This window comes from Xanthomonas sp. D-36-1, assembly GCF_017746155.1.
GTDB classification, from domain to species: Bacteria; Pseudomonadota; Gammaproteobacteria; order Xanthomonadales; family Xanthomonadaceae; genus Xanthomonas; species Xanthomonas cissicola.
In genome coordinates this window covers 15,595-41,868 of record NZ_JAGHWR010000028.1, presented here as the reverse complement: position 1 = coordinate 41,868, position 26,274 = coordinate 15,595, and the positions used below count along the sequence as shown (strand labels likewise).

Genomic DNA, 26,274 nt, shown 5'->3' with positions numbered 1-26,274 from the left:
GCATCGTCGGCCAGCGTTGCGTGCTGGCAATCGCGACGGTAGCGCGCATGCGCCGCGGCGAGGTCACGTGTCGTGATGGGGGCGTTGCGGATCGGAGGCCCAGGTGACGAATGTCGGGCGCGCCTGGCAACCGGCGAAAAACCCAATGCCAACAACGCACGATCCCATGCGCGCGTGCGATGCGCAGGATGCCAGCAGCGGTTCGCCCGGCAATCGCCGATAGGCCGCATAGCGCCAGCGGCCGGCATGCGAGGGAGGCAGCCGATATCCGTCAACAGCAGGCATGCAGTGCATCGGCGTCACCCACAGCGACCGCACCGTGCGCTGGCAGGTGCGGTCGCGTGGTCAGTCGCTGATCAGGCGATCACTCCGGCAATGCGGGGTAATCGGTATAGCCCTTGGCACCGCCGCCGTACATCGTTGCCTGGTCGAGCTCGGCCAGTGGCGCATTCTCGCGCAGGCGACGCACCAGGTCCGGGTTGGCGATGAACGGGCGGCCATAGGCGATCGCATCGGCGTAGCCGCTGCTGATGGCGTGTTCGGACATGCCGCGGTCGTAGCCGTTGTTGGCGATCCAGGCGCCGTCGAACTTGGCCCGCAGCGCGGCGTAGTCGAAGGCGATGTTGTCGCGCGGGCCGCCGGTCGCACCCTCGATCACGTGGATGAAAGCCAGCCCGCCGATCAGGTTGAGGCGCTCGACCGCACGTTCGAACAGCGGCTGCGGGTCGGAGTCGTGCGCGCCGTACACCGGTGTCACCGGCGACAAGCGCACGCCGGTGCGCTCGGCGCCAATTTCATCGGCAATCGCCTGCACCACCTCGGCAAGCAGGCGGGTGCGGTTTTCGATATCGCCACCGTAGGCGTCGGTGCGCTGGTTGGAGCTGTCGCGCAGGAACTGGTCCAGCAGATAGCCGTTGGCCGCATGCACCTCCACGCCGTCGAAGCCGGCATCGATCGCGTTGCGCGCCGCGATGCGGTAGTCCTCGATCAAGCCGGGGATTTCGTCCAGCGCCAGCGCACGCGGCTCGGACACGTCTTCGAACCCGTTTTGGGTGAAGGTCTTGCCCTCCGCGCGAATGGCGCTGGGCGCAACCGGTACTTCGCCCGGGGGCAGCACACTGGTGTGCGAGACGCGGCCAACGTGCCACAGCTGCAGCACGATCTTGCCGCCGCGACGATGCACTTCGTCAGTGACAGCGCGCCAGCCCTCGATTTGTTCCTTGGTATGGATGCCGGGCGTATCGAGATAGCCCTGGCCCAGCGGACTGATCTGGGTCCCTTCGGCCACGATCAGGCCGGCGGTGGCGCGCTGGCCGTAGTACTCGGCAGCAAGCGGCGAGGGCACCTGGCCGGCGACGGCGCGGTTGCGCGTCAGCGGGGCCATGATCACGCGATTGGCAAGATCCAGTGCGCCCAGGCGCACCGGGGAGAACAAGGGGGATTGAGTGGATTTGGACATCAGCAACCAGTCGATTTGATCACGCGCCAGGCGCGACGCCGCGCCGATCGCGGTGCTCCGTAGCGATGGTGGTGGAGTGAAGCAGATTCGAGCGATGCAGATAGGACACAGCGTCCCTGTCGCGTTGAACGCGGCGTAATTGTGATGGATTAGGCGCTGGCGCCCAACCGAGTCATGGTGTCGCGCTTTCCTGCTCTGCTGCATTGCACAATAATAGGCCGCCCTGCATTTCTGGAGTCGGGCATGACCGATGCCGATCTTTCTTCGCCACGCGTGTCCCGGCGCGATTACGTGCTGATCCTGCTTGCGCTGGCGATGGGCGGCTTTGCGATCGGCATCAGCGAATTTTCCACCATGGGCCTGATGACGCAGATTGCGCAGGGCCTGCAGATCACCGAGCCGCAGGTCGGTCACGTCATCAGCGCGTACGCATTGGGCGTGGTGGTGGGTGCGCCCTTGCTGGCGATCCTGGGCGCGCGCTGGCCGCGGCGCACCTTGTTGCTACTGTTGATGGTGTTCTATGCGCTGGGCAACGTGGCCAGCGCATTGGCGCCGGGCTACCACGCCATGCTGCTGTGCCGCTTCATCGCCGGGCTGCCGCATGGCGCCTACTTCGGCGTTGCGTCGCTGGTGGCCGCATCGATCAGCCCGCCCAATCAACGTGCCACTGCAGTGGGGCGCGTGTTGTTGGGTTTGAGCGTTGCGCTGCTGGTGGGCAACCCGCTGGCGACCTGGCTGGGGCAAATCGTGAGCTGGCGCTGGGCCTATGCATCGGTGTCGGTGATTGCGCTGGGCACGGTAGCCGCTGTGGCGGTCCTGTTGCTGCCGCAGCCGGAGGAGCCGCGTCAGCAGCCGCTGCGCGAATTGCGCGCGTTCAATCAGCCGCAGGTATGGCTGGCATTGGCGATCGGGGCGGTGGGTTTTTCCGGCATGTTCTGCGTCTTCAGTTACCTTGCGCCGACGTTGACTGCGGTGACCGGCGTCACCGCAGCGCGCATTCCGTTGGCGATGGTGGCATTCGGCGTGGGTGGGGTGCTGGGAAGCATCCTGGGCGGTTGGTTGTTCGATCGCATGCAGTTCCGCGCGGTGCCGGTGTTGCTGGTGTGGTCGGTGGTGGTGATGTTGACGTTTCCGCTGGCAGCGCAATCAGCCGTGTGGGTGTTCGTCTCCGTCGTGGCGGTCGGCACCATGGGGGCCTTGGCGCCAGCCTTGCAGACACGCTTGATGGACGTGGCGGCAGAAGCGCAGACCCTGGCCGCAGCCTCCAACCACGCAGCGTTCAATACAGCCAATGCATTGGGTCCATGGCTGGGTGGCATGGCGATCACGGCGGGCTGGGGGTGGACCTCCACCGGTTACGTCGGCGCGGCCACCGCGCTCGGCGGGTTGCTGGTTTATGCAGCGGCGGTGTGGCAGGAACGTCATCAGCAACGTACGGTATTGAGGAGTTGCTGAGTTGCCGGTGCCGCGATGCGTCGAGCGTCCGCGGCGCCGTTTTGCTCAGGTGGCAGCACTTGCGCCGCTCTGCGGCGATCCGCAGCAGACCACGTGGCGTCACTACAGACATCTCACAGGGGGCCGGCGAGACTTCGCGCTCAATCAAGCGGACCGAACAGTGCCATGACCGAGTTCACTCCACCACCGTGGAAGCGCCCCAATCCCAAGGGCAAGGCGAAGTCGACGCCGTTGACCGACGCGCAAAAGGCAGCTGCCAAGCAGCGTGCTGAAGAGGCGGGGCGGCCGTATCCGAACCTGGTTGACAACATGTGGGTCAGTCGCCAGCCGAAGTGATCTTGACCTGCTGTTGGCATGGATGAACTGCGATTCATCGCCTGCACGATGGCGTGAGGATGATACCTACATCGCTCACATATCGATTATGCGAGCGACGCGAGGATGAGGCCGTACACAACGCGGCGGTACTGCAATCAACCCATCGATTGACTCACTTTCCGATGCATGCGCAGTGATCGCACAGCGCAGCGTCGGCCCATCCCAACAAGGAGCCCTACATGAGCATTCAGAGCAAGACCGAGCATAGCCTCAACGACCTCATCGCCATCTCGCGCGACGGCAAGGACTTCTATGAAGAAGCCGCGGCCAAGGTGGGCGATGCGGAGCTCGCAACGCTGTTTCGTCGCATCGCTGGCGTCAAGACCGATATCGTCAGCAGCCTGAGCAGTGTGGTCACCGCCGTTGGCGGCACGCCGGAACAGCACGGCACCCTGGTGGGCAGCATGCAGCAGTTCTACGGCAAGGTTCGCGCGACCCTGGGCGACACCAAGTACGGCTATGTAGCCGAGCTGGAAGAATCCGAAGACCGCCTGTTGAAGGCGTTCGACGAGACCATCGCCGACCAGGACACCCCGGTCGCTGCACGCGACGCCGCGTTGCGCCTGCTGCCGGAAGTACGCGCTTGCCATGACGTCATGCGTAACCGCAAGCATGCGATGAAGAGTGCCGCATAAGCTGCGCGCGCATTGAACCGATGTGCATCGTCACCGATCCGATGCAGCTCGGGAGCAAAACGATAAAGGCGGAAACGGGCAGCATACGCTGCCCGTTTCTTTTTGTGTCGCGGCGCGAGTGCAGGACCTGACACCGCAATCGCAGTTCCACGCGTACAAATAGGTTCCACATCCGCGTCATGCGTGCCGGCATATTCGGCACGCGTCGGGTCTGCTAGTATCCGCCGCCCTTCTTCAGGCAGGCCCGCGTTGCGCGGTCGTGGCATCCATCCATGAAGCAACAGTTCCTGTACCTGTCATCGGCCGAGGCGCAGTTGTCGCTCGGACTTGGGGAAGAGAAAACGACCGAACGTCTGTTTTTCGCGGTGATGGCCGATGCGCCCACTGCCGAACATGCCGCGCGGATTGCCGACAGCCTGTTGCGAGGCGGGCACGCCGAAGGCAAGCCGCTAGCGCGCGAGCGGCTGCATGTGACCCTGCATCACCTGGGCGATTACGCAGGTGGTCTGCCGCCCTCGTTGGTGAGCCGCGCCAGCCAGGCCGCGACGCGCGTGCAGATGGACGCCTTCGCCGTGGAGTTCGATCGCGTCGGCACTTTCGGTGGCAGGCGCTCGCAACTTCCCTGCGTACTGCGTGGCGAGGAGCAGGTGCGCGGGCTTTACGAGCTGCAGGGCGCATTGGGAAGGCAGCTGGCGCATGTCGGCATTGCCGGCGACGCGCAATACACGCCGCACATGACGCTGCTGTACTGCAATCAGGCGGTGCCGCAGCGGCGCTGCGATGCGCTTGCCTGGACCGTGCGCGACTTCGCGCTGGTGCGCAGCTTTCTTGGCCAGTCGCGTTACCAGATCGAAGGCCGCTGGTCGCTGCGCTGATGTGCACAGCCGCGCGCACGCGGTAGCCTGCGGACATGGACATCGCTACGCCATTGCCATTGCACGCCGACCACCTGGCCGCACTCGAACAGGCCTATGCCACGCCGCCGCGCGCTTATCACCACTTCGGCCACGTCCGCGCGGTGCTGCAGCACTATGCCGAGGTCGCAGCCGGGCCGGGCTGGCAGCAGCCGATAGAGGTCTGGCTGGCGGTGCTATTCCACGATGCGGTGTATCAGCCCGGGCGCAGCGACAATGAAGCGCAATCGGCACTGATGGCGTCCGAATCCATCCCGCGCTGGTGGCCGCAGGCGCCGGTGGATGTCGGGCGGGTGCATGCGCTGATCCTGCTCACGGCCCGGCATGGGCAATTGCAGCCTCAGGACGTGGATGAAGACGCCGCGCTGTTCCTGGACTGCGACATGGCGATCCTGGCCGCGCCCGCGGCTGTATTCGATGCCTACGATCAGGCCATCGCCGAGGAGTATCGCGGGCACGTACCCAGTGTGCTGTGCCGGCTCAATCGCCGTCGGTTCCTGGCGGGTGTGCTCAAGCAACCGCGCATCTTCCTGAGCGATTACTTCCATACCCACCACGACAGTGCCGCGCGCGCCAATCTGCGTCGGCGGCTGGGACGCTGAGCGTGCCCGTCCGGTCCGGGCCGCATGCCCGGCTGAGTCCGATGCGCACGCTACAATGGCCGCATGCACGACAGCGCTGCTTCCAGCCCAGACCCACGCCCGATCGCCCCGCAGCCGCCTGCGCCCAACGAATGTTGTGAAAGCGGCTGTCCGCTGTGCGTGCATGATCTGTACGCCGAGGAGCTGACGCGTTACCGCCAGGCCCTGGCAGCGTGGGAAGCGCGCCAGCCGGCGGTCAGCCGCCCCGAGGCGCAATGAGCAAGGTGCTGCGCTTCGCGCTGCAGTCCGGAACGATTATCTTTGAACCACTTTTCCCGATGGTGCGACATGCGACGACTTGAAATGTGGAGCGCGCTCTGCGGCGCGGCGATGGTGACGCTGTCGGGCATGGCTGCCGCGCAGGCGCCGGAACCGGTCAGCCACGGCCGTTTCGAGCAGGTGCCGGTGCTGATGCCCAGGGGCGAGCCGCAACGGGTGGTGATCTGGCTGGCCGGTGCGGGCAATGCCGCCAAGCGCCAGGCCCAGGCAGAAAGCCTGCGCGCCGACGGTGCGATGGTGGCGGTGGTGGACACCGCGCACCTGTACGCCGTGCTGCGCAAAGCCGGCGGCACCTGCATGTTCTCGGTCGGCGATGTGGAAAATTTCTCGCGCTACGTGCAGGCCTTCTATCACATCCCTACCTACCGTCTGCCGCTGCTGGTGGGCGATGGCGAGGGCGCCGCGTTGGCCTATGCGATCGCGGCCCAAGCCAAGCCGCATGTATTGGCCGGCGTGCTGACCGACGGGCTCTGCCCAGCCACCGTGTCCAACCAGGCGATCTGCCAGCCGGGTGTGCGCCCGGGGACCAATACGCTGTTGCCGGTGCCATTGCAGATTCCCTGGGTGCTTGCGGCCAGCCAGGACAAACGCTGTCCGGCGGCTGCCGAGGAGGGTTTCCTCCAGCAGGTGCCGCAGGCGCGAACCTTCCGGCGCTCAGCGCAAGGCGACATCCTGCCCGGCCTGCGTGCCGCGGTCCGTTCGCTGGGCGAGCAGAAGGGCGTGGCGTTGCCGCCGCCGCCGGGCGGTCTGGCGGATCTGCCGGTGGTGGAGCTGCCGGCCAAGCCGGACGGCGACAGCGACGACGACACGTTCGTGATCTTCGTTTCTGGCGATGGCGGTTGGGCCGGGCTGGACGAAGAAGTGGCCGACGCACTCGCCGCGCAAGGCATTCCGGTGGTTGGCCTGGATTCGCTGCGTTACTTCTGGACCGAGCGCACGCCGCAAGGATTTGCCGACGACCTGGATCGCATCGCCCGCATCTATGCGCAGCGCTGGGATCGTCAGCGCGTGGTATTGATCGGGTTTTCGCAGGGGGCCGACGTGCTGCCGGCAGCCATCAACAAACTGCCGGCGGCGACCAAGCAGAACCTGCGCATGACGGCGCTGTTGTCGGTCGGCAAGCTGGCCGACTACGAATTCCACGTCAGCAACTGGTTGGGCTCGGATGACGAGGGCCTGCCGATCGCACCGGAAGTTCAGCGCCTGCCGGCCGGCACGACGGTGTGCATCTACGGCCAGGACGACGACGATGCGCTGTGCCCAAGCCTGCCCGCAAACGTGGCCAGGCGGGTCGCACTGCCGGGCGATCACCACTTCAAGGGCGATTACGCAACCCTGGCCAAGACGATCATGGACCAGTTGCACGCGCTGTCGAAGCCGTAAGGCTGGACATCGTTTGATCTGATGGCGCCGACCATGGCGCCTGCCTTGGCCTTGGTCGGTTGTGCGGTGCCGCCTCCGGTCTCGGGGCAGGCTGTAACTCCATCCCTGGAAACTCGGTGGCGGCATTCATGCCGCCATCCAGTCCCGCCCCGAATGGCACACCGCGCTTCCATGATGTGCGGCAGCTTGCTGGCAAACCGGCATTTCATGAACTGGAATGCGCCTGGGATTTCGACATCCGCGCTGGTGAGCGGCGAAGCAGTGCCGCCAGATCGGCATGCCTGCCGCCAGCGTCCCGCCAGGCTTACTCCTGCCGTCCAGGATCGGCCGAGATCAACCGGGTGACATCCAGCAAGGCGGCCGGCAAATGCATGCCGCCGGGGGCGACCAGGTAGCGTGGACGCCAGGCCGGGGCGAACTTCGACTTGAAGCGGCGCAGACCGCTGAATCCGTAAAAACGCTCGCCGTGCCGCGCAACCAGGCTGGCGAAGCGGTTCCAGCGCCCGGCCAGGCGATGCTCGGCCAGGCCCGACAACGGCGCCATGCCCAGCGAGAACCGCGTGTAGCCGTTGGCCTGGCCCCACAGGAACAACTCGATGAACAGGAAATCCATGGTGCCCTTCGGTGCCTGCGCGCTGTGCCGCATCAGGTCCACCGAGAGTTCGCCGCCGGCCGGTGCCCACCACACGTTGGCGAATGCCACGATCTGTCCTTCGGCCTCGGCCACCGCCACCGGGAAGCGACGCAGGTAATCCGCATCGAAGCTGCCCAGCGAAAAGCCTTTCTCTTCGCCGGATTTTTCTTCCAGCCACTGTTCCGACACCTCGGCCAGACGCGGCAACACCTCCTCCACCTGGTCGGGCTGCAGCATGCGGAAGCTCAGGCCGCCGCGCTTGCCGCGATTCCAGGCCTGGCGCAGGTCGGCGCGGTCGCGGCCTTCCAGGGTAAAACCTTCCAGCGGCACGATCGCCTCTTCGCCCAGCTTGACCAGGGTCAGCCCCATGTCGAGATAGGTCTGCCAGTACCGTTCGCCGACCTGGTAGAACACCGGGCGCAGGCCCATGTGGTCGGCCTCTTCGCGGAAGCGCCAGATCAGCGCGCACGCCACCTCTGGCGGGCCGACCGGGTCGCCCATGGAAATCAGCGAGCCGCCATAGCGCTGCATCATCACAAAGCCACGGTGCTGCTCATCCAGCAGAAACGCCTTGTCGCCGGTCAGCGCCAGGCAGGCCTGGGTATCGGTGCTGGTGGCCAGGATCGGTGCCAGCGTCTGCAGCGTCTGTGCATCGGCCGCCGGCATCGGCCTGCGCCCGCCCCGCAGCAGGCGCGCCATGCCGAACACGATCACGCCCACGCACAGGATCAGCGCGGCGCGCAACGCACGCGGCGCATTGGCCGAGGTAGCGAACTGCCACCACAGATCGTTGCTGTATTCGACATGGCTGTAGACGAAGAACAGCAGCCAGAACGTGGCCACCAGCACCAGGCCCAGGTTGCTCAGCCAGCGCCACGACCAGGCTTCGTCCAGCAGCGCGCCCTGGCGATAGAACTCGCGCCGCGCCGCCCACAGCGCAACCGCTGCCAGCGCCGCCGACAACGACACCGAGATATGGCTGCCGCGCAGCAGCGCCAACGGCGGCAGCAGCAAGCACACGCCCAGCGCCAGCACCCAGGCCGCATGGCTGCGGCGCTGCAGGCCCTGGCCGATCAGCAGCAGCATCATGCCGCCCAGACTGACCAGCAGATGCGAGGTTTCGATCAGCGGCAGCGGCGCCACTTCCTGGCGCGCGCGCGGTGTCGGCAGGGTGCCGTCGATCACCAGCGCGGCACCCACCGCAAACACCGCCAGCGCCAGAATCTGCGGCAGCCACGGCCGCAGGGTCTTCCACACGGTACGCGCGGTGCTGGCGCCGACGCGTACCGGCGCGCGCAGCCCGGAGGCGGCCGCCATGACCACCGAGATCAGCAGTGGCACGATGTAATACGTGACCCGGTAGGCCAGCGCGGCCGCCAGGACCGCGGCGGGGGTCACGTGCGGCAGCAGTTTGAGCAGGCTCCACTCGAACACGCCCAGGCCGGCCGGCACGGTGGAGATCAGCCCGGCCACCACGGCCACCAGCCAGATGCCGATGAAGCCGAAGTAGCCGGTACCGGGCTCCGGTGGCAGCAGGACGTAGAACGCGGCCGCGGCCAGGCCCAGCTCCACCACGCTCAGTGCGGTGACGCCCAGCACCGTGGTGCGGTCCGGTAACCAGAACCGGTGGGTACGGATGCCGAACTCACGGCCCTGTTTACCGACCAGTACCAGCATGGCCCCGTAGCCGACCAGCAGGACGATGCCGGCGATGCGGATGGCCTGCGCGGTAATCGGCAACGCGCGCGCGGCCGCTTCCGGTTCCAGCAGCAATGCCAGACCCAGCAGCACCCAGGCCCCGAAGATGAAGCCCAGGGTGCTCATCAGCACCACCTGGCCGATCTCGGCCAGGGTCAGGCCTACGCTGCCGTAGCCGCGCAGTCGCACGGCGCCGCCGGTGAGTGCGGCAAAGCCCAATGTCTGCCCGACCGCATGCGCCATGAAGGCGGTGATACCCACCCGTGCCGGGTGCAACTGCTTGCCGGTGCGCTTGAGCCCCACCCAGTCGAAGCCCACCAGGCACGCGTAGCTGCTCAAGCCGAGCAGCAGCGTCAGTGCGATCTGCCCCGCGCCCAGCGCACGGAATGCATGCCGGATCTGGCGGTAACCGTGGTCGGTGAACTGCGACGACAGCGCATGCAGGGCCATCGCCAGGATCGCCAGACTGATGACGACCGGCAGGGCGCGACGCCAACCGCTGGCGGACGTTTCGGAAGACGCGGGGGTATCCGTCATGAGGGCAACGGGATCTGCTGAAAGGGAAGGAGGATGCATGCACGAGGTGTGCCGCGGGCGCGTTTGCAATGCATGGGCCGGTCGGGTTGAGGGTGCATGCAGCGTGGTTGCGAAGGTGCCGACATCCAGTGAACGCCTGGTTCGATCGTACCGACACAGTGTCTGTGCGGGCCGGCCGCGCGCATCATAGGGCAAAGCCGCACACGCGTGCCGAACGAACACGACAGGACCGCCATGACAGTTGGAAGGCAGACAGGCTGCTGATGCGCAATCCACCCGATTCCCCAACGTTCGCGCCTCGCGCGCGGGCCATGCCGCCGCGCTGGAGCGGCCACGCCGGCCGCGTCGCCGCCATCGCGGGCATGGTCTTCATCGGGCTGGTGCTGGTGCTGCAATGGTTGCGCCGCGATCTATGGTGGGTGGATGCGCAACTGAGCGCCTATCTGCACGGCCCGTATGGCTTGTTGCTGCGCACCGCCTACTGCCTGCTGGCCGCCAGCATGGCGTGGCTGGCACTGGGTCTGTATGCGGCGTTGGCGCCGGCCGCGCGTAGCCGCACCGTGCTGGGTTTGTTCTGGATGGCGGCAGTGGGCCTGTGCATGGTCTCGATCGGCGACAGCTGGATGCCCGAGCTGGCGCCGGAGGCGGCCGCGATGGTGCACGTGCTGTCTGCGGATACGACGTTTCTGTGCGTCATTGCGGCGGTGCTGCTGCAGTCGTGGTACTTCCGGCGCGATGTGCGGTGGCGTGCGCACTTTCCGTCGGCCTTCCTGCTGGGCTGGGCAGCGTTTGCGGTGTTGCTGTTCCATGTCACGGTGACCAGCGCACCCTTGGGCATCAGCCAGAAGATCGCCATCGTGCTGATCGTGGTCTGGATGGTGCGCGCGGGCACGGTGTTGGCGCGCTGCGAGCGCGACGGGGCTGCACGCCTGCCGCATTCGCGGGACAATGCAGGGGTCAATCAACCGTAGGAAGCCTGAAATGCTGCAGCGATTCGATGCCGGTCCGCGTATGTCCGAAATGACCGTCCATGCCGGCGTGTGTTACCTGGCCGGCCAGATTGCCGAGGACACCAGCCAGGACATCACCGGGCAGACCCGCCAGGTGCTGGGCGAGATCGGCAAGCTGCTGGCGCTGGCGGCCAGCGACAAGACCAAAATCCTGCGTGCGGAGATCTTTCTCGCCGACATCGCAGACTTCGATGGCATGAACAAGGCCTGGGACGAGTGGGTGCCGCACGGCTTCACGCCTGCCCGCGCTACCGTTGAAGCCAGGTTGGCGCGGCCGGAGTGGAAGGTGGAAATCGTGGTGACCGCCGCGACGGGCTGACCGCGTTCCTGGGTGCGGCGCTTGAAGCGGTGCGCGCGATGGCACGCAGCGCTTCAGCGCAACCAAGTGCCTGCTGTGCGGTTGTCGCAGTGCGCGCACGTACGCACGCGCGGTGCATGGTGGCCGGCAGTCATGTTCGCAACGACTGCCGGCGGTGCAATCAACGTTTGACGAAACGGTAGTGCGCCACGCCCCATTCGCGGCCCTGGTCGTAGCCGAACAATTCCGCGCAGGCCAGCCAGAACATGCGCCAGCGCTGCCACCAACGCTGCGCGTCGTCGCCGTAGGTCTGCTTCAACAGCGGCATGATCTGGTCGCGGTGACGGTCCTGGTTTTCCAGCCAGGCGTTGGCGGTCTTCTCGTAATGCTCGCCCGACAGCACCCAGCGTTGTTCGATCACCACGTCCTGCTGGAAATGCAGCAGGGTATCGGCCGCCGGCATCAGCCCGCCGGTGAAGAAATGCCGGCCCATCCAGTTGTCTTCGCCGGCCACTTCGAACGGGTAGGCCAGATCGCGGTGGCAGAAAATGTGCACGAACAGCTTGCCGCCCGGTGCCAGCCAGCTGCCGACGCGTGCGAGCAGGTCGCGGTAGTTGCGCATGTGCTCGAACATCTCCACCGAGACCACGCGGTCGAAGTCGCCCGGTGGCAGGGTCAGCGCGTTGACGTCGGCAGTGATCACCTGCACGTTGCTCAGCCCGCGCACGCGGCACTGCTCCAGGATATGCGCGCGCTGCGGGCGCGAGTTGGACACCGCCGTGATGCTGGCGTTCGGATAGCGCTCTGCCATCCACAGGGTCAACGAGCCCCAGCCGCAGCCCAGTTCCAGGATGCGCTGACCATCGGCCAGTTCGGCACGCTCGCCGTACAGCGCCAGCATGCGTTCTTCGGCGGCATCCAGATTGGGCGTGGTGGCGTCCCAATAGCAGCTGCTGTACTTGAGCCTGCGGCCCAGGCACAGGGTGAAGAACTGCGGCGGCAATTCGTAATGCTGGCGATTGGCCGCATCGGTTTCGATCGCGATCGCGCTGGCGCGCAGGCTGTCGATGAAGGCGCGCTGGCGTTCGCCGCTGGCATCGGCATCGTTGCCGCGCTCATCGCGCAGGCGCTGCGCGCACAGGCGACGGATGCCGTGGCGCAAGACGGCATCGGGCAGCACACCGGATTCGGCGAGCCGCGTGGCGAAGGCTTCTTCAGGCTGCGCGGAGGGCGGGACGGTAACGGTAGACATGCAACTCTCCAGGCAACTCAGGACGAAGGGGGAAGTGGAAAGAACGCGCTGGTGCTGCGCTGGTACTGGGCATAGTCCTCGCCACGCGAACGCAGCGCCTGCTGCTCGGTGTAAGGAATGCCGGTGAAGCGATACAGAAACACGAACATCACCACCGGCCCGAGCGCGCACAGCGCCACCGGCCACGGGCCGGCACCGACGGCCAGCGCCAGATACGCGAACCAGTGCACGAACTCGAAAAAGTAATTGGGATGGCGCGAATAACGCCACAGCCCGGCGCGACAGGTCTTGCCGCGATTGGACGGGTTGGCCTTGTGCGCCGACAACTGCCGGTCCGCCAACGCCTCGCCACCGACCGCGATCAACCACACGACGATCGCGATGCCTGTCCATACGCTCCATTCAGCATGTGGGTTGCTCGCAGCGGCGAGGAACGGCACGGCGAACAGCACCACCACCACGGCCTGGGCCAGGAAAAAACCGAGGAATTTGCGCTGGCTGCCGTTCCAATGTTCGCGCAACGCGCGGTACCGGCCGTCTTCGTGCGGGTCGCCGAAGACGCGCACGCCCAGGTGCAGCGCCAGACGCGCCCCCCACACGCCCCCAAGCACCGCCACCAGCACGCGCGGCAGCAGTGCACCATCGGCCATCCACGCACAATACGGCGCCGCCAGCGCCAGGCAGCCCGCCCACAACACATCGACCGGGCCGGCGTTGCCGCTGCGACGCTGCCACAGCCAGCCGACCACCATCACCACGCTTGCGAACACGCCCACATGCAGCAGCGGCCAGGCATTCATTGCAGTTCTCCAGTGGGGTCATCGGGCAATGGTCGCGCCAGCCGGCGTGCATACAGCGACAACACGCCGCAGGCCACGCCCCAGCCGATGCCCACGGCAAGCACGGCGTGCAGGGAAGGCGATTGAAATTCCACCGCGTGCCAGCCGCGTTGCGCCAGCCAGTACGAAAATGGCCCGAAGATGGCGCCCAGCAGCACTGCCAGCCACGGCCGCTGCATCGCCGCGGCCAGCGAATGGTTGAGGGTGAGCGCAAAGCCCAGCCACAATGCCAGGATCCACGGCGGCGCCAGCAGGCTGCCCGGCCACGGCGCGGCGTAGCGCACCCAATTGCCCGCTGCGAGCGTGGTGTCCAGCAGCAATCCCAGCGACAAGGCTGCGACCATCAACTGCACGTCGCCGGGTGAGCGTCGCGATGGCCACAGCTGGTACAGCGCAAAGACGGCCAGCGCCAGCAGCGTTGGCCAGATGCGCGCATGCGCAGCGGAACCGACCGCTATCAGCCACAGCACCTGCAGGCCGAGGTAGTTGCCGAGCTGCTTCATGCGTCGGCGGTGAGGCCCGGCACGAATTGCGGCGGGCGTGCATCGGGCTTGTTTAGCCACAAATGCACATCGCCGATCGAGCGTTCCAGAAAACCGGTCTCGCAATAGGCCAGGTAAAACTCCCACATGCGGATGAAGCGCTCGTCGTAACCCAGCGCACGCACCTGCGGCAACTGCGCCATGAAACGCTGCCGCCACGCGCGTAAGGTCAACGCATAGCTCGGGCCGATGTCTTCCAGATTGAACAGGCGCAGATCGCTGGCGCGCGCGATCGCGCCGGTCATCGCCGCGACCGAAGGGATGAAGCTGCCCGGGAAGATATGCCGTTTGATGAAGTCCACCGAATGCAGCGCCTGTTTGTAGCGGTGGTCTTCGATGGTGATGGCCTGGATCAGCGCTTCGCCATCGTCAGCCAGCAGGCTGCCGACCTTGGCGAAGTACGTGTCCAGATACTGGTGGCCGATGGCTTCGATCATCTCGATCGAGACCACGCGGTCGAAGCGGCCTTCCAGGTCGCGGTAGTCGCGCAACAGCACCGTCACCCGATCGCTCAGACCCGCCGCGGCGATGCGTTGGTTGGCCAGTTCGAACTGCTCGCGGGAAATGGTGGTGGTGGTGACGCGGCAGCCGTGTTCGCGTGCGGCGTGCAGCGCAAAGCCGCCCCAGCCGGTGCCGATCTCCACCACATGATGGTGCGGCGCCAGGCACAGTTTCTGGCAGATGCGTTCGAGCTTGCGGGTGGCCGCGCGCTCCAGCGCCGCTTCGCCCAGCGCCTCTTCGCCATCGACAAAGATGGCCGACGAGTACATCAGGTTTTCATCCAGGAACAGCTTGAACAGCGGGTTGCCCAGGTCGTAATGCGCGGCGATATTGCGCCGGCTGCCGCTGCGGGTATTGCGCGCAAACGCATGCAGGCTGCGCATGGCCCAGCCGCCCAGGCGCGCGGTGCCGGTCTCCATCGCGTCCAGCCGCTCGCGGTTGCGCAGCAGCAGCCGCATCAACGCCACCAGGTCGTCGCACTGCCATTGCCCATCCATGTACGACTCGCCCGCACCGACGCTGCCGTTGAGCGCCGCCTGCCGATAAAAGCCGGGGTCGATCACGCGCAACTGCATCTGCAAGGCCTGCGCGCCAGTGGCCGTGCCAAGCGTGGTGACAGTACCGGCTTCATGCAGCTGCAGCTGCCCATCGCGCAGTTGCCCAAGCGTGGCCAGCAGGCGCTTGCGCAGCAGACGGTCCGTCCAGGAGGCCGCGCGCGGCGCAGCGTGATCGGGCAGGGACGTGGCGTTCATCGGGGTTCTCGCACAGGCGGGTGAGGGTGGTCGTGGACCGGGTTGCCGCGCAGCCACAGGCGCAAGGCCTGCCAGTGGATGGCGATCACCACCCACACCGTCATCAACGGATAAGCCAGCAACGTGCGCGCCAGGTTGCGCGCGCTGAGCGGTTGACGTTGCAGCACCATGGTGGCGTCGAAGCGGCGCGTGCTGCTGTTGTCGATGGCACCGCCGGCATCGTCGCCAACGGCGTCCAGCACATCCATGTGCACACGCAACTGCGCATCCGGCACGCTGAAGCGCCAGTCGTAGCGCTGCTGCATGCCCATGAACGGCGAAACGTGGAAGCGCTTGTCGAAGCGCCACGCATGCACATCGCGATGCGTGCGCGCCTGCGCGACCGGCAGTACGTAGGTATGGCGTTGCTGCCAGGGCGTGTTGGTGATTTCTGCCACGATCCAGCGCAGGCTGTCGTGGCGATCGAAGCAATAGTAGAAGCTGACCGGGTTGAACACGTGACCGAAATAGCGCAGATGCGTCAGCAGCCGGATCGCGCCCTCGGGACGCTCGCCGGTGTGCGTCTGCACGCAGTCGCGCACCGCCTGGTCCAGCGGAATGCTCGCATCGCCCAGATAGTCGCTGCGCCGGAACTGCGCCAGATTGGCGCGCCCCACCGACCACAACCAGCGTCGTGCGAACACCTGATCCAGCTCGGACAGATCCAGATACATCAGGAACAGGCGATAGCGGAAATGCAGCGCCTTGGGCATGAAGCGCCGGTGCCGCACCCAGCCGGTGTAGATCGCGCTGCGCAATGGCCCCGCCACGCGACCGGCGCCGCTGCCCTCGGTAGGGGGCAACGGCACCGCGTCGGGATGGGCTTCGCGCAGCAGCTGCATCACCAGTGCACTCCCAGGCCATGCGCGACGTCCACGCCGCTGCGCAGGCCGTCTTCGTGGAAACCGAAGCCCCACGCGGCGCCGGCAAACCAGGTGTGCTGCACGCCCTGGATGTCGGCCTTGCGCGCTTGCGCTGCCACTGCCGCCGCGTTCTGTACCGGATGGCGGTAGCGCATGCGCCGCAGCACCTTGCCGGGGTCGATCTCGTGGTTGCGATTGAGGCTGACGATGAACGGCTGCGGTGACGCGATCGACTGCAGTGCGTTCATCCAGTAGCTCACCGTGCAGGCGGCGTCCGGGTCGGCCGGCACGTGCGCGTTCCATGCTGCCCAGGCGCGATGGTCGCGCGGTAGCACGCTGGCATCGGTGTGCAGCACGGTGTCGTTGTCCTGGTAGGTGATGCCACCGAGGATGTGTTGTTCGGCCGGCGTGGCATCGCTGAGCAAACCCAGCGCATCGTCGGCATGGCAGGCCAGCACAACGTGGTCGAAATGTTCCTCGCAACGCGAAGCCTTCAGCACCACGCCATTGGGCGTGCGGCGGATTGCCTGTACCGGCGTGGACAGGCGCTCGATCACCTGCCAGCGCCGCCGCAGCGCACGCACATAGCTGTTGGACCCGCCACGCACCACCTGCCACTGCGGGCGTCCGCTCAGTTGCAGCATATGGTGATTGGCCATGAAGCCGATCAACTGGCCCATGGGAAATTCGAGAATGGTCTGCGAGGGCGAGGACCACAGTGCGGACGCCATCGGCACCAGGTGCTGGTCGCGGAACGCATCCGAATAGCCGTGCCGCTGCAGATACACGCCCAGCGTGCTGAAACGCTCATCGCCGTGCAGCACCGCCGGTGCCTGGCGATAGAAGCGGCGCAGGTCGGCCAGCATGCCCCAGAAGCGCGGGCTGAGCAGATTGCGGCGCTGGCAGAACAATCCACTCAGGCTACCGGCGTTGTATTCGAGCCCGCTGCGTGCATCGTGGACCGAAAAGCTCATCGTGGTCGGCTGCGCGGCCACGTCCAGCTCGGCGAACATGCGCGTGAGCAGCGGGTAGTGCTGCGGATTGAACACAATGAAGCCGCTGTCCACCGCATAACGCTGACCTTCCAGGTCGATGTCGTGCGTGTGCGTATGCCCACCCAGATAATCGGCGGCCTCGAACAAGGTCACCTCGTAGCGCCGCGACAACAGCCATGCTGCACCGAGGCCGGCGATTCCGCTGCCGACCACGGCAATTCTGCCCTCGCTCATCGCTTCACCCGTTCGGCGCGCTGGGTGAGCAGCTTCGGCATCGGCTTGAGGTCCCACACCAGCCCCACCCACGACATTGCGGTGAGTCCATACCAGGTCATGTCGTATTCCCACCATCGCAATCCCTGGCGCGCCGAGCCTGGGAAGAAATGGTGATTGTTGTGCCAGCCTTCGCCGAAGGTGAGCAATGCCAGCAGCCAGTTGTTGCGGCTGTCGTCGCGGGTGTCGAACCGCCGGCTGCCGAAACGATGCGCCAGCGAGTTGATGGTGAAGGTGGCATGGAACAACGCCACGGTGGAGATCACAAAGCCCCACACCAGCAATTGCGCGCCGCTGGTCTTCAGCGCGGGCGCAGCCACTGCCAGCCAGTCGCCTAGCAGGTACAGGCCCAGCGCCAGCAGCACCGGCATCACGATGTCGAAGCGGTCCAGAAAACGCAGTTCGGCAAAGCGGCGCAGATCGGGAATCACGTCCCAGTCGGTGCGGAAATTGCGCGGGGTCAGGAACCAGCCGGTGTGGCTCCACCAGAAGCCATGCTGCGCCGGCGAATGCGGGTCGCGGCCGGTGTCGGTATGCCGATGGTGGTTGCGATGATGCGCCGCCCACCATAACGGCCCGCGCTGCACGCAGGTGGCCCCAATGGAAGCGAACACGAATTGCAGCACCCGCGACGTCTTGAACGCGCGGTGCGAGAAGTAGCGGTGATAAAAACCGGTGAGCGCGAACATGCGCAGCGCGTACAACGCCACCGCCATGCCCACCGCAAACCAGGACGCACCGACCCAGAACACTGCCAGGCAGGCCAGGTGCAAGGCGATGAAGGGCACCGCACGTAGCCAGTCGATGCGATCGGCACGCGCTTCGTCCAGGGGCTCGTCGGTTTGCGAATCCACCCAGCGCCGCAGGCTGCCGACGCGTGCGGCCAGGCCGCCACGCGGTGGTGCGGTGGCGGGCTGCGGCGCTGCGGCGTGAGGGTCCAGGCCAGTGCTCGGCACGCGTGATTCTCCATAGAGTAGTCGTGACCCAGTACGGACGCTGCCGGCAAACAGATGCACCAGGCCGCTTGATCGTCGCACGCATGGGTGGGGTTCGCTTGGCGTCGCGAACGAATCGCGCAGCTGCGCACACATTGCCCGCGCCAGAGAAGACAGGCGCGGATGAGGCTGTTTTGGAGAGCCCCGCCTGCGGAGTGCCTGCAGGCGAGGTCAGGCGCGCTGGATCAGGGAGCCATCGCCAGCGTGCTGATGCCGCCCTTGGCCACCACGGTGCCGGTGGCAACGCCACCGGGTGCGCCGCCTGGCGGCTCCAGCGTGACGGCCAGAATGGCCTCGTTGCTCAACATGGGCATCAACTGATCGGGAATCTGCGCACGGCGTGCACGTTGATCGTCGAAGGTGCCCATCGAATGCGCCTTGCCATCGGGGGTGATCAGCCACAACTCCGGCACCTTGCCGGCCGTGGCGGTGCGGTCCAGCGGCGTCACCGTGATGGTGTGCTTGTCGGCGTCCATCAAGGCCACATAACCAGGGCGACCGTCTTCGGTGGCCAGGGTCGAGGTCATGGCGATCCCGGTCGCGGCAGGTGGATTGGTCGCAGGCGGGGTGACCGGGGTCTGCACCACTTCGCCGGTCGACGGCGGTTGCAACGGTGCCGGCGGCGTACGCAGGTTGAGCAGGGCGAGCACGCACACCGCTGCCGTGGCCAGGCCACCGACGCTGGCCCAGCGCCAGAACCGCACGCTGTTCCACAACGGCGCTGCAGGCGCGCTCGTGCTGACCGGTGCTGCAGAGGGCACCGCGCGCAAGGGCGTGTCGAAGCCCAGCGCCTGGCGCACGCGTACCCACACCTGGTCCGGTGGCGTCTGCGCCACGATTTCCTCCAGCAGCGGCGCCAGCAGTTCCTGCCATTGCAGCACTGCCTGGGCGAACTGGTCGTCGGTGGCGATGCGTTGTTCGGCCGCCAGGCGTTCTTCTGCGCTCAGCAGGCCAAGCACGTATTCGCCGGCAAGCACGTCGCGCGGCGGTTCCTGGTCGATGGGAAAGGGCGTACTCATCGTTCCAGACATGCCTTGAGTTTGGCCAGACCCCGACGGATCCAGCTCTTGACCGTGCCGATCGGCGTATCGGTGCGCGCGGCGAGTTCTTCGTAGGTGATGCCTTCGAAGAACGCCGTGCGAATCAACTCGCTGCGCGGCGGTTCCAGCTCGGCCAGGCAGTGATCGATGCGCCGGCGCGTGCTGGCGCGCTCGGTGCGATCCAGCGGCGAGGCATCGCTGGCACGCAGTTCGCCGGCATCGTCCAGCGCCACGTTGCGGCGCTGCGGCGCGTTGGCGCGCAGATGGTCGATGGCCTTGTTGCGCGCGATCATCGCCAGCCACGTGAGCCCGCGTGCGCGGCTCGGGTCGAACTGTCCGGCCTTGTGCCAGATCAGCGTGAACACGTCCTGCAGCACCTCTTCGGCTTCGGCACGTTGCGGGATCATCCGCAGGCACACGCCGAACAGCTTGGCGGAGGTCTGCCGATACAGCGCTTCGAAAGCATGCCGGTCGCCGCCGGCGGTTGCGGTCAGCAGGCGTCCGGTCTCATCGTCGTCGTGGCCAGGAATGGCACTCATGCGGTCGGGCGTTGGGTGAGGTGGGGGCGATGCTACCGGACTGGGCCGAGCGTGTCTTTCACTTACGCTGGAACCACAGCAGCACCGCGGCAAGCAACAACAAGATCTCCACCCCGGCAAGCGCAACAGTGGGCGTAGAGACCGGCCACAAGCGCGAGAGCGAGACGCTGCGGAACAGCACGATGGGGGCATAGAACGCCAGGGCGACCACCAGGCCGGTGCGGGCTTGGTCGATCCACGCGAAGTAGCCGAACAGGAACGCCATGCCCAGCTGCAGCCCGCCGTAGATGACCAGATACTCCGACTGCCCGGCCGGCGAGAGCTGGGTATAGCCCACGGCCGTTGCGGTCTTGGCTGGAGAGAGCGTGCACCACACCGCCAGGACGAAATAGAGCACTGCATTGATCCAGAGATAGGCTTTTGCCACGACGCTGCTCCTGTACGGGGAATGGGGGCCCGGGCCGTTGTACGCAAGCGCGCGTGGTCGGACGTGAAGATGGCGCGGGCGTGGTTCACGGGGCGCTGCACGAGGTGGCCAGCGGCTGCTCGCGCGCCTGACGTAATTCCTCGGCACTGGCCGCGCGCGCTGGGGTGTCCGGAAAGACGATGCGCACGCGCGGATAACGGCCGTTCGCATCGCGCAGATTGCCGACCCCGCGGAACTCGAGCAGCCGCTTGTCGGCGAGCGAATAACGCACCTCCAGCGATGGCACCGCCGCGCCGTACCAGGCATCCAGACTGATGCGGAAGCGCCGCTGGCCGGCAGCATCGCCCAGGCGTTCGACCCGGAAGCCCAACCGCCGCTGCAGGCTGGGCAAGACGAAGTCCACCTTTTGCGGCGCACGTGCAATGGCGTCCCACTGCTCGCGCAGGTAGGCGTCGAACCCGGCATCGATCACCCGCGCGCCGCCGCCAGGCGGCAGCGCGGTGCGGCGTTCGGGTTTGCCTGGGGCGAGCTGATACATTTCGCGTGCGCCATTGCGTTGGCGCACGCCTTCGCGATACCCGTCGCGTCCATCGATCAGGCTGAAATCGGGCGAGCTGCCGCCGCCATCGACCTGCTTGCGCGCGAACGCTCGCCCGTCCGGGCAGCGGTACAGCACCAGCCGCCCGCCGCCGTCGAGCAACCAGTGCGACTCGCGATACCGCAACGCGCCGCTGTCGCCATCGAACGCATCGCCATCCACCCGCGTCACCGCGGCTGCGCCGAGCGGCACGCTGGCCAGCACCAGCAGCAACAGCGGCGGAATCGGCCGGCAACGGACGGTGAGCGCGGCGAGGGTGGCGGCAAGTGGACGCATCGGCAGATCCTCGATGGGAGTGCCTAGCAATACGGGCGCGGCCGCAGCACGGATGCGCCAGCTGCGTCAGGACGTTCCTGACGGCGAGGTGGTTGTGGGCGCCTGGCGCGGCTAGCCTGGAAGTGGTTGGTGGCGGCGTTGATGGCGCTGACGGTGCTGGCGGCGGCATGGTGGTGTGCCGTGACGAGTGGGCTTGCCGCAATGCGCGAACGAGAGTGACAACAACCGGTGCCACATGCCAGGGCGAGCGCGCATGGTGCAACGTTTCGAACGGTGGGCGCATGCGCAGCGCGATCACCTGGCCTGCTTGGGCTGCGTGGCTCGCGAGCGATGGCTGCCAACGGTCCGCAGTATGGGGCATCGGCATGTCGGGGCGCAGGTTTCGTGCGCATGCCGACGGCGCGCAGCCAAGCGCCGTTGGCACCCGGATGGTTGCACGAATGCCAACCCGCCTGCGGCGGTGTCGATGCTCTTGGTGCTGGCCTTTCGACCTGGATGCGGCAGACCACTGATCGATCAGTGGCATCGCCTGCATGTCGCGCTTGCTCGAATCTGCCTTGCGCAGCAGGTGACCATGCATGGAATGCATGCCAACCCATGACCACAGGCATCGGCTGGACGCGGCATCGCGCCAAGCGCTGCGCTCAGGCGGTTGGATGCAACTCGATGCAATCCACCGGGCAGGCCGGCAGACACAGTTCGCAACCCGTGCACAACGGCGCGACCACCGTGTGCATGTGCTTGGCGCCGCCAACGATGGCATCCACGGGGCAGGCCTGGATGCACTTGGTGCAGCCGATGCAATCGGCTTCCACGATCCAGGCCACCTGCGGCAGCTTGTGTACGCCGCGACTGCGATCGTAGGGACGTGGCGGCACGCCCAGCACCTGCGCCAAGGCACGTGCCCCGGCATCGCCGCCGGGCGGGCAGTGATCGATCGTCGCCTGGCCATCTGCCATCGCCTGCGCATACGGACGACAGCCGTCATACCCGCATTGCCCGCATTGGGTCTGCGGCAGCAGACGGTCGAGGCGTTCGACCAGATCGGGTGCAGGGGCAGGCATCGCGGTCATCTCAATGCAGCAGATTGCCGCGATACCAGCGTTGTTGCGCAAGCGCGAGCATCGGTTTGTCTTCCCGGCTGTCGCCATAGGCGTGCACGCAGTCGTACCGATGCAGCTCGTATTGACTGCGAATCCGCGCGACCTTGTGCGGCCCGCAATCGCCGTCGGCGTAGCGCCCGCTCAAGACACCTGCAGTGTGTTCCAGCCGATTGCAGATCAGCGACAACCCATGCTGGGTGCACCACGGTTGCAGATACAGATCCAGCGATGCCGACACCAGCACTACTTCATGTCCCTGCGCCTGATGCCAGTCGATGCGTTGCATCATCTCCCCGCGCAGCATGCCCGGCAGCGCGGCGCGTGCGTACTCGGCGCCATGCGCGTCCATCTCTTCGAGCGAGCGGCCGCTAAAGACCAGTCGCGTCACCCGCGCGCGCAGTGCCGCTGCAGACACCACGCCCATCCGGAATCCCAACACCCATGGCCCCGCCTGCCATCTCGCCGCCGCAATCTGCGCCGGCGTTGCCACCTTGCGCAGGAAACGGCCATAGCTGTCGCAAGTGGTGATGGTGTGGTCGAAGTCGAACAGGGCCAGGTGCATGGAGGCTGGGATTGGGGAGTCGGGAGTGGGGATTGGTGAGAAGCCTGGTTTTTTGGAGCTTGCCTTCTCCCGTTGGGAGAAGGTGTCCCGCAGGGGCGGACGAGGGTACGCGCGAAGGCACATGTAGCTGGAACGGTACCAGGGCTTGGCCCCGTACCCCCATCCCAACCCCGCTCCGCGCCCCGGCCCGCGCTAGCAGCGCGGGCGCTCCAAGGCATGCGCGCCAGTGGCGCGCAATCCGTGCCTTCTCGCCCCGGCAGGAGAGGGGCTTTAGAGTGCGCTGTTCGCACATCCCTCATTACGTCGTGTTTCCAGCACGTTTTGTCAGCCTCTCAAGCTTAAATCGGTGTGTGGATGTCGGGTGCGGCGATTTCTCAAGCTCGCAATCAGCAGACCTTGCAGACCGAACGGACTCCGCTTTTACGAATCCCGAATCCCGAATCCCGTCACCTGACCGGCATGCCCGGCTGTGCGCCGCTGTCGGCGTCCAGCAGCGCCAGGGCGCCGCCGTCGAAGCCAGCCGACAAGATCATGCCTTCGCTGATGCCAAAGCGCATCTTGCGCGGGGCCAGGTTGGCAATGAACACCACGCTGCGGCCGACCAGCGTTTCCGGTTCGCCGTAGCTGGCGCGAATGCCGGAGAAGATCTGCCGCGTGCCCAGTTCGCCGGCGTCCAGTTCGAAACGCAGCAACTTGTCCGAGCCTTCCACGAATTCGCACACCAGCACCTTGCCGATGCGTAGGTCGAGCTTGGCGAAATCGTCGATACCGATGAGGCCGGGATTGGTGGTTTGGGATTCGGGATTCGCAACGGCGGCAGGCTTTGGGTCAGCCTTGCTCGGTGCGGGCTTGGTGGTGGTGGCTGGTGCTGCGGGTGCGGCGAGGGTGTCCTTGGAAGCGTCGGTCATGGCGTCGATCAGTTTGGGGTCGATACGGGTAAACAGGGCGGTGTAGGGCTGGATCGTGTGCGCTGTCAGCGGGCCGATCACGTCTTCCCAACTGGTCATCGGCGCCGACAGGAAGGCCTCGGCTTCGGCGCAGGTGCGCGGCAGGATCGGCTTGAGCGCGGCCACCAGGATGCGGAACAGGTTCAGGCCCTGCGTGCAGACCGACTGCAGCTGCGCATCGGCGCCATCCTGCTTGGCGATCACCCACGGTTTGGTGTCGTCGATGTATTTATTGGCCTCGTCGGCCAGTGCCATGGTCTGGCGGATCGCGCTGGCGGCATCGTTGCGTTCGTAGGCCTCGCGGATCGGTGCCAGGGCGGCGACGAAGCGGTCGTACTGGGCGGCATCGGGTAGTGCGTCGGCCAGCTTGCCGTCGAAGCGCTTGCCGATGAAGCCGGCGCAGCGGCTGGCCAGGTTGACGAACTTGCCGACCAGGTCCGCATTCACCCGTGCGATGAAATCGCCCAGGTTGAGGTCAAGGTCGTCCACGCCGCCGGAGGACTTGGCCGCGAAGTAGTAACGCAGCGCTTCCGGTTCCAGGCCGACATCCAGGAAGGTCCGCGCCATCACGAAGGTGCCGCGCGACTTGGACATCTTGGCGCCGTCCACGGTCAGGTAGCCGTTGACGTGCAGCCGGGTCGGCGCGCGGTGGCCGGTGCCGTGCAGCACCGCCGGCCAGAACAGGCCGTGGAAATTGACGATGTCCTTGCCGATGAAGTGATGCAGCTCGGTCTGGGTGCCGGCCACCAGATGCGCATCGAAGTCTTCGCCCATCTGCGCGCACAGCGTCTTGAAGCTACACAGGTAGCCGATCGGCGCGTCCAGCCACACGTAGAAATACTTGCCCGGCTGGCCGGGAATCTGGAAGCCGAAATACGGCGCATCGCGCGAGATGTCCCAGGCGCGCAGGCCGCCTTCGGCGTCCAGCCATTCCTTGAGCTTGGCCTTGACCCCGGGCAGCGCCACATCGCCGGCAAGCCACTGCCGCAGGAAGCCGTCGAAATGGCCCACTTCGAAGAAGAAATGCTCCGAATCGCGCAGTTCCGGGGTGGCGCCTGAAATCACCGACTTCGGTTCCTTCAGCTCGGTCGGCGCATAGGTGGCGCCGCACACTTCGCAGTTGTCGCCGTACTGGTCGGCGCTGCCGCAGTTGGGACAGATGCCCTTGATGTAGCGGTCCGGCAGGAACATGCCCTTGGCCGTATCGTAGAACTGCGCCACCGAGCGCCGGCTGATGTGGCCGGCAGCATCGAGCTTGGCGTAGAAGGCTTCGGTGAGCTCGCGATTGACCGGCGAATTGGTCGAATCGTAGTGGTCGAAGGTCACTCCGAACGCCGCGAAATCGCGCTCGTGGCTGGCCTGGACGTTGGCGATGAAGGCTTCCGGGGTCACCCCGGCCTTCTCGGCAGCCAGCATGATCGGCGTGCCATGGGTGTCGTCGGCACAGACGAACCAGGTCTTGTCGCCGCGCAACCGGCGTGCGCGCACCCAGATATCGGCCTGGATGTAGCCGACCAAGTGGCCAAGATGCAGCGGGCCGTTGGCATACGGCAGGGCGGTAGTGACGAGTGCGGTGCGGGTCATGGCAGGCGTAATGCGGGGGACACGCGATTATCGCACTAGTCGTGAGCCGGGATTGGGGATTGCTCAAGGCAGGATCAGGCCGCCTGCCTGTCGAGCCGCGCGGCCTTAGCCATCTCTGCAGCAGCGGAAGCAATGATCCCGCTCATAGGACAAGCCCCAACATGCGCCTGCGCGCAAAAAAAGGCGCCCCGAAGGACGCCCGCTTTTGCAATCACCAATCCCGAATCCCGAATCCCGAATCGATTACTCACGCACCCACGTCTGGGTCCGGCCCAGCGCTTCGATACCGACATAGCCGCGCATCTGCAGCTTCTTGCCGCCGTCGGTGAGGGTGATCTTGGACTTGTAGGTCTTGCCCTTGGCCGGGTCGAGTACCGAGCCACCGCTCCACACCGCGGTGCCGTCGGGCTTGAGGCCCCACAGGATGGTCATGCCCTTGATCGGCTTGCCCTTGAGCGCGCCATCGCACTTGTCGCAGACCGGGTTGGGCCCCTTGGACGACTGCAGGATCTCGACCACCTTTCCGCTCAGCGTGCCATTGGCGGCCTGCTCGATCTGCACCACCGATTTGGGCTTGCCGGTTTCATCGTCGATGGTCGTCCAGCGGCCTACCGGCGAATCGGCCGCATGGGCCATCAGCGAAGCGGCCGCCAGCGGCAGGGCGAGCAACAGGGTCTTGAAGGTCTTGCGCATGGTTCCCCTCCCAGGGTTTGCTTGGGCCACCGTCGGCGGCCTGAACGCGAATGTATCCCGTGGAGTATGGTTGCGGAAAGATGCACTGCGGGATGCGTTCATGCGTGCGCTGCGGGCATCGCCGTGGCCCAGG

26 protein-coding genes are annotated in these 26,274 nt (G+C 66.1%); 9 read left to right on the top strand and 17 right to left on the bottom strand.

Annotation, left to right across the window (positions count from 1 at the left end; translation table 11 throughout):
* Positions 1–364: 364 nt before the first annotated feature.
* Complete coding sequence (locus J7367_RS08805; protein ID WP_057660880.1) at positions 365–1,459, bottom strand: alkene reductase; 1,095 nt, start codon at positions 1,457–1,459, stop codon at positions 365–367.
* A 243-nt stretch (positions 1,460–1,702) separates the two neighbouring features.
* On the opposite strand from J7367_RS08805, the gene J7367_RS08800 reads away from it, so the two are divergent.
* From J7367_RS08800 to J7367_RS08770, 7 genes are all read left to right on the top strand, one after another.
* A complete protein-coding gene (locus tag J7367_RS08800; RefSeq protein WP_057660884.1) occupies positions 1,703–2,914 on the top strand; it encodes an MFS transporter in 1,212 nt (403 codons plus the stop codon).
* A 165-nt stretch (positions 2,915–3,079) separates the two neighbouring features.
* Positions 3,080–3,250, top strand: a complete 171-nt coding sequence (locus tag J7367_RS08795; protein ID WP_057660888.1) for a hypothetical protein — start codon at positions 3,080–3,082, stop codon at positions 3,248–3,250.
* Between the two features lie 221 nt (positions 3,251–3,471).
* Positions 3,472–3,927: a PA2169 family four-helix-bundle protein gene (locus tag J7367_RS08790; RefSeq protein WP_007967331.1), complete on the top strand. Its 456-nt coding sequence runs from the start codon at positions 3,472–3,474 to the stop codon at positions 3,925–3,927.
* A 272-nt stretch (positions 3,928–4,199) separates the two neighbouring features.
* On the top strand, positions 4,200–4,802 hold the full coding sequence (gene thpR / locus J7367_RS08785) for an RNA 2',3'-cyclic phosphodiesterase (protein WP_005911644.1): 603 nt from the start codon (positions 4,200–4,202) through the stop codon (positions 4,800–4,802).
* A gap of 35 nt (positions 4,803–4,837) precedes the next feature.
* Positions 4,838–5,443 (top strand): hypothetical protein, encoded by a 606-nt coding sequence (locus J7367_RS08780; protein WP_057660890.1) that lies wholly within the window; start codon positions 4,838–4,840, stop codon positions 5,441–5,443.
* A gap of 63 nt (positions 5,444–5,506) precedes the next feature.
* Positions 5,507–5,701 (top strand): oxidoreductase-like domain-containing protein, encoded by a 195-nt coding sequence (locus J7367_RS08775; RefSeq protein WP_031421812.1) that lies wholly within the window; start codon positions 5,507–5,509, stop codon positions 5,699–5,701.
* Positions 5,702–5,770: 69 nt separating this feature from the next.
* Positions 5,771–7,144: an AcvB/VirJ family lysyl-phosphatidylglycerol hydrolase gene (locus tag J7367_RS08770; protein WP_057660892.1), complete on the top strand. Its 1,374-nt coding sequence runs from the start codon at positions 5,771–5,773 to the stop codon at positions 7,142–7,144.
* Positions 7,145–7,448: 304 nt separating this feature from the next.
* Here the strand turns inward: J7367_RS08770 and mprF are convergent, their stop codons facing one another.
* Positions 7,449–10,013 carry a bifunctional lysylphosphatidylglycerol flippase/synthetase MprF gene (gene mprF, locus J7367_RS08765; protein ID WP_057660894.1) on the bottom strand — a complete coding sequence of 855 codons (2,565 nt, stop codon included), beginning with the start codon at positions 10,011–10,013 and terminating at the stop codon, positions 7,449–7,451.
* Positions 10,014–10,105: 92 nt separating this feature from the next.
* Here mprF and J7367_RS08760 point away from each other — a divergent pair, with 92 nt between their 5' ends.
* Both J7367_RS08760 and J7367_RS08755 read left to right on the top strand, forming a co-directional pair.
* Positions 10,106–10,984, top strand: a complete 879-nt coding sequence (locus J7367_RS08760; protein ID WP_306316024.1) for a DUF998 domain-containing protein — start codon at positions 10,106–10,108, stop codon at positions 10,982–10,984.
* 10 nt (positions 10,985–10,994) lie between these two features.
* The gene (locus tag J7367_RS08755; RefSeq protein WP_057660895.1) at positions 10,995–11,342 is read left to right on the top strand and encodes a RidA family protein; all 348 of its coding nucleotides are present in this window, start codon (positions 10,995–10,997) and stop codon (positions 11,340–11,342) included.
* A 160-nt stretch (positions 11,343–11,502) separates the two neighbouring features.
* Here J7367_RS08755 and J7367_RS08750 read toward each other — a convergent pair whose 3' ends face one another.
* From J7367_RS08750 to J7367_RS08680, 15 genes are all read right to left on the bottom strand, one after another.
* Positions 11,503–12,573 carry a cyclopropane-fatty-acyl-phospholipid synthase family protein gene (locus J7367_RS08750; protein WP_022559747.1) on the bottom strand — a complete coding sequence of 357 codons (1,071 nt, stop codon included), beginning with the start codon at positions 12,571–12,573 and terminating at the stop codon, positions 11,503–11,505.
* Positions 12,574–12,590: 17 nt separating this feature from the next.
* Entirely contained in the window at positions 12,591–13,373 is a 783-nt protein-coding gene (locus J7367_RS08745; protein WP_007967316.1) for a DUF1295 domain-containing protein, read from the bottom strand.
* Positions 13,370–13,915 (bottom strand): DUF2878 domain-containing protein, encoded by a 546-nt coding sequence (locus tag J7367_RS08740; RefSeq protein WP_057660897.1) that lies wholly within the window; start codon positions 13,913–13,915, stop codon positions 13,370–13,372. The genes J7367_RS08745 and J7367_RS08740 overlap by 4 nt, the downstream gene beginning before the upstream one ends.
* Entirely contained in the window at positions 13,912–15,207 is a 1,296-nt protein-coding gene (locus tag J7367_RS08735) for a cyclopropane-fatty-acyl-phospholipid synthase family protein (protein WP_057660899.1), read from the bottom strand. Before J7367_RS08735 ends, J7367_RS08740 begins: the two co-directional genes overlap by 4 nt.
* Positions 15,204–16,088, bottom strand: coding sequence for a DUF1365 domain-containing protein (locus J7367_RS08730; RefSeq protein WP_057660901.1), 885 nt, complete (start codon positions 16,086–16,088; stop codon positions 15,204–15,206). Before J7367_RS08730 ends, J7367_RS08735 begins: the two co-directional genes overlap by 4 nt.
* Positions 16,088–17,338 (bottom strand): FAD-dependent oxidoreductase, encoded by a 1,251-nt coding sequence (locus J7367_RS08725; protein WP_057660903.1) that lies wholly within the window; start codon positions 17,336–17,338, stop codon positions 16,088–16,090. The genes J7367_RS08730 and J7367_RS08725 overlap by 1 nt, the downstream gene beginning before the upstream one ends.
* Positions 17,335–18,333 carry an acyl-CoA desaturase gene (locus J7367_RS08720; protein ID WP_042676065.1) on the bottom strand — a complete coding sequence of 333 codons (999 nt, stop codon included), beginning with the start codon at positions 18,331–18,333 and terminating at the stop codon, positions 17,335–17,337. Before J7367_RS08720 ends, J7367_RS08725 begins: the two co-directional genes overlap by 4 nt.
* Before the next feature lie 224 nt (positions 18,334–18,557).
* The gene (locus J7367_RS08715) at positions 18,558–19,391 is read right to left on the bottom strand and encodes an anti-sigma factor (protein WP_007974404.1); all 834 of its coding nucleotides are present in this window, start codon (positions 19,389–19,391) and stop codon (positions 18,558–18,560) included.
* Positions 19,388–19,951, bottom strand: coding sequence for a sigma-70 family RNA polymerase sigma factor (locus J7367_RS08710; protein ID WP_003485439.1), 564 nt, complete (start codon positions 19,949–19,951; stop codon positions 19,388–19,390). Before J7367_RS08710 ends, J7367_RS08715 begins: the two co-directional genes overlap by 4 nt.
* Positions 19,952–20,009: 58 nt before the next feature.
* The gene (locus J7367_RS08705; protein WP_057660905.1) at positions 20,010–20,378 is read right to left on the bottom strand and encodes a hypothetical protein; all 369 of its coding nucleotides are present in this window, start codon (positions 20,376–20,378) and stop codon (positions 20,010–20,012) included.
* Between the two features lie 85 nt (positions 20,379–20,463).
* Entirely contained in the window at positions 20,464–21,252 is a 789-nt protein-coding gene (locus J7367_RS08700) for a hypothetical protein (protein WP_057660906.1), read from the bottom strand.
* 644 nt (positions 21,253–21,896) lie between these two features.
* Positions 21,897–22,325, bottom strand: coding sequence for an Rnf electron transport complex subunit RnfB (gene rnfB, locus J7367_RS08695; protein ID WP_057660907.1), 429 nt, complete (start codon positions 22,323–22,325; stop codon positions 21,897–21,899).
* A gap of 1 nt (position 22,326) precedes the next feature.
* Positions 22,327–22,917, bottom strand: coding sequence for an HAD family hydrolase (locus J7367_RS08690; RefSeq protein ID WP_057660909.1), 591 nt, complete (start codon positions 22,915–22,917; stop codon positions 22,327–22,329).
* 446 nt (positions 22,918–23,363) lie between these two features.
* Positions 23,364–25,448: a methionine--tRNA ligase gene (metG, locus tag J7367_RS08685; RefSeq protein ID WP_057660911.1), complete on the bottom strand. Its 2,085-nt coding sequence runs from the start codon at positions 25,446–25,448 to the stop codon at positions 23,364–23,366.
* Positions 25,449–25,691: 243 nt separating this feature from the next.
* Complete coding sequence (locus J7367_RS08680) at positions 25,692–26,141, bottom strand: DUF2147 domain-containing protein (RefSeq protein ID WP_003485424.1); 450 nt, start codon at positions 26,139–26,141, stop codon at positions 25,692–25,694.
* Between the last annotated feature and the right edge of the window lie 133 nt (positions 26,142–26,274).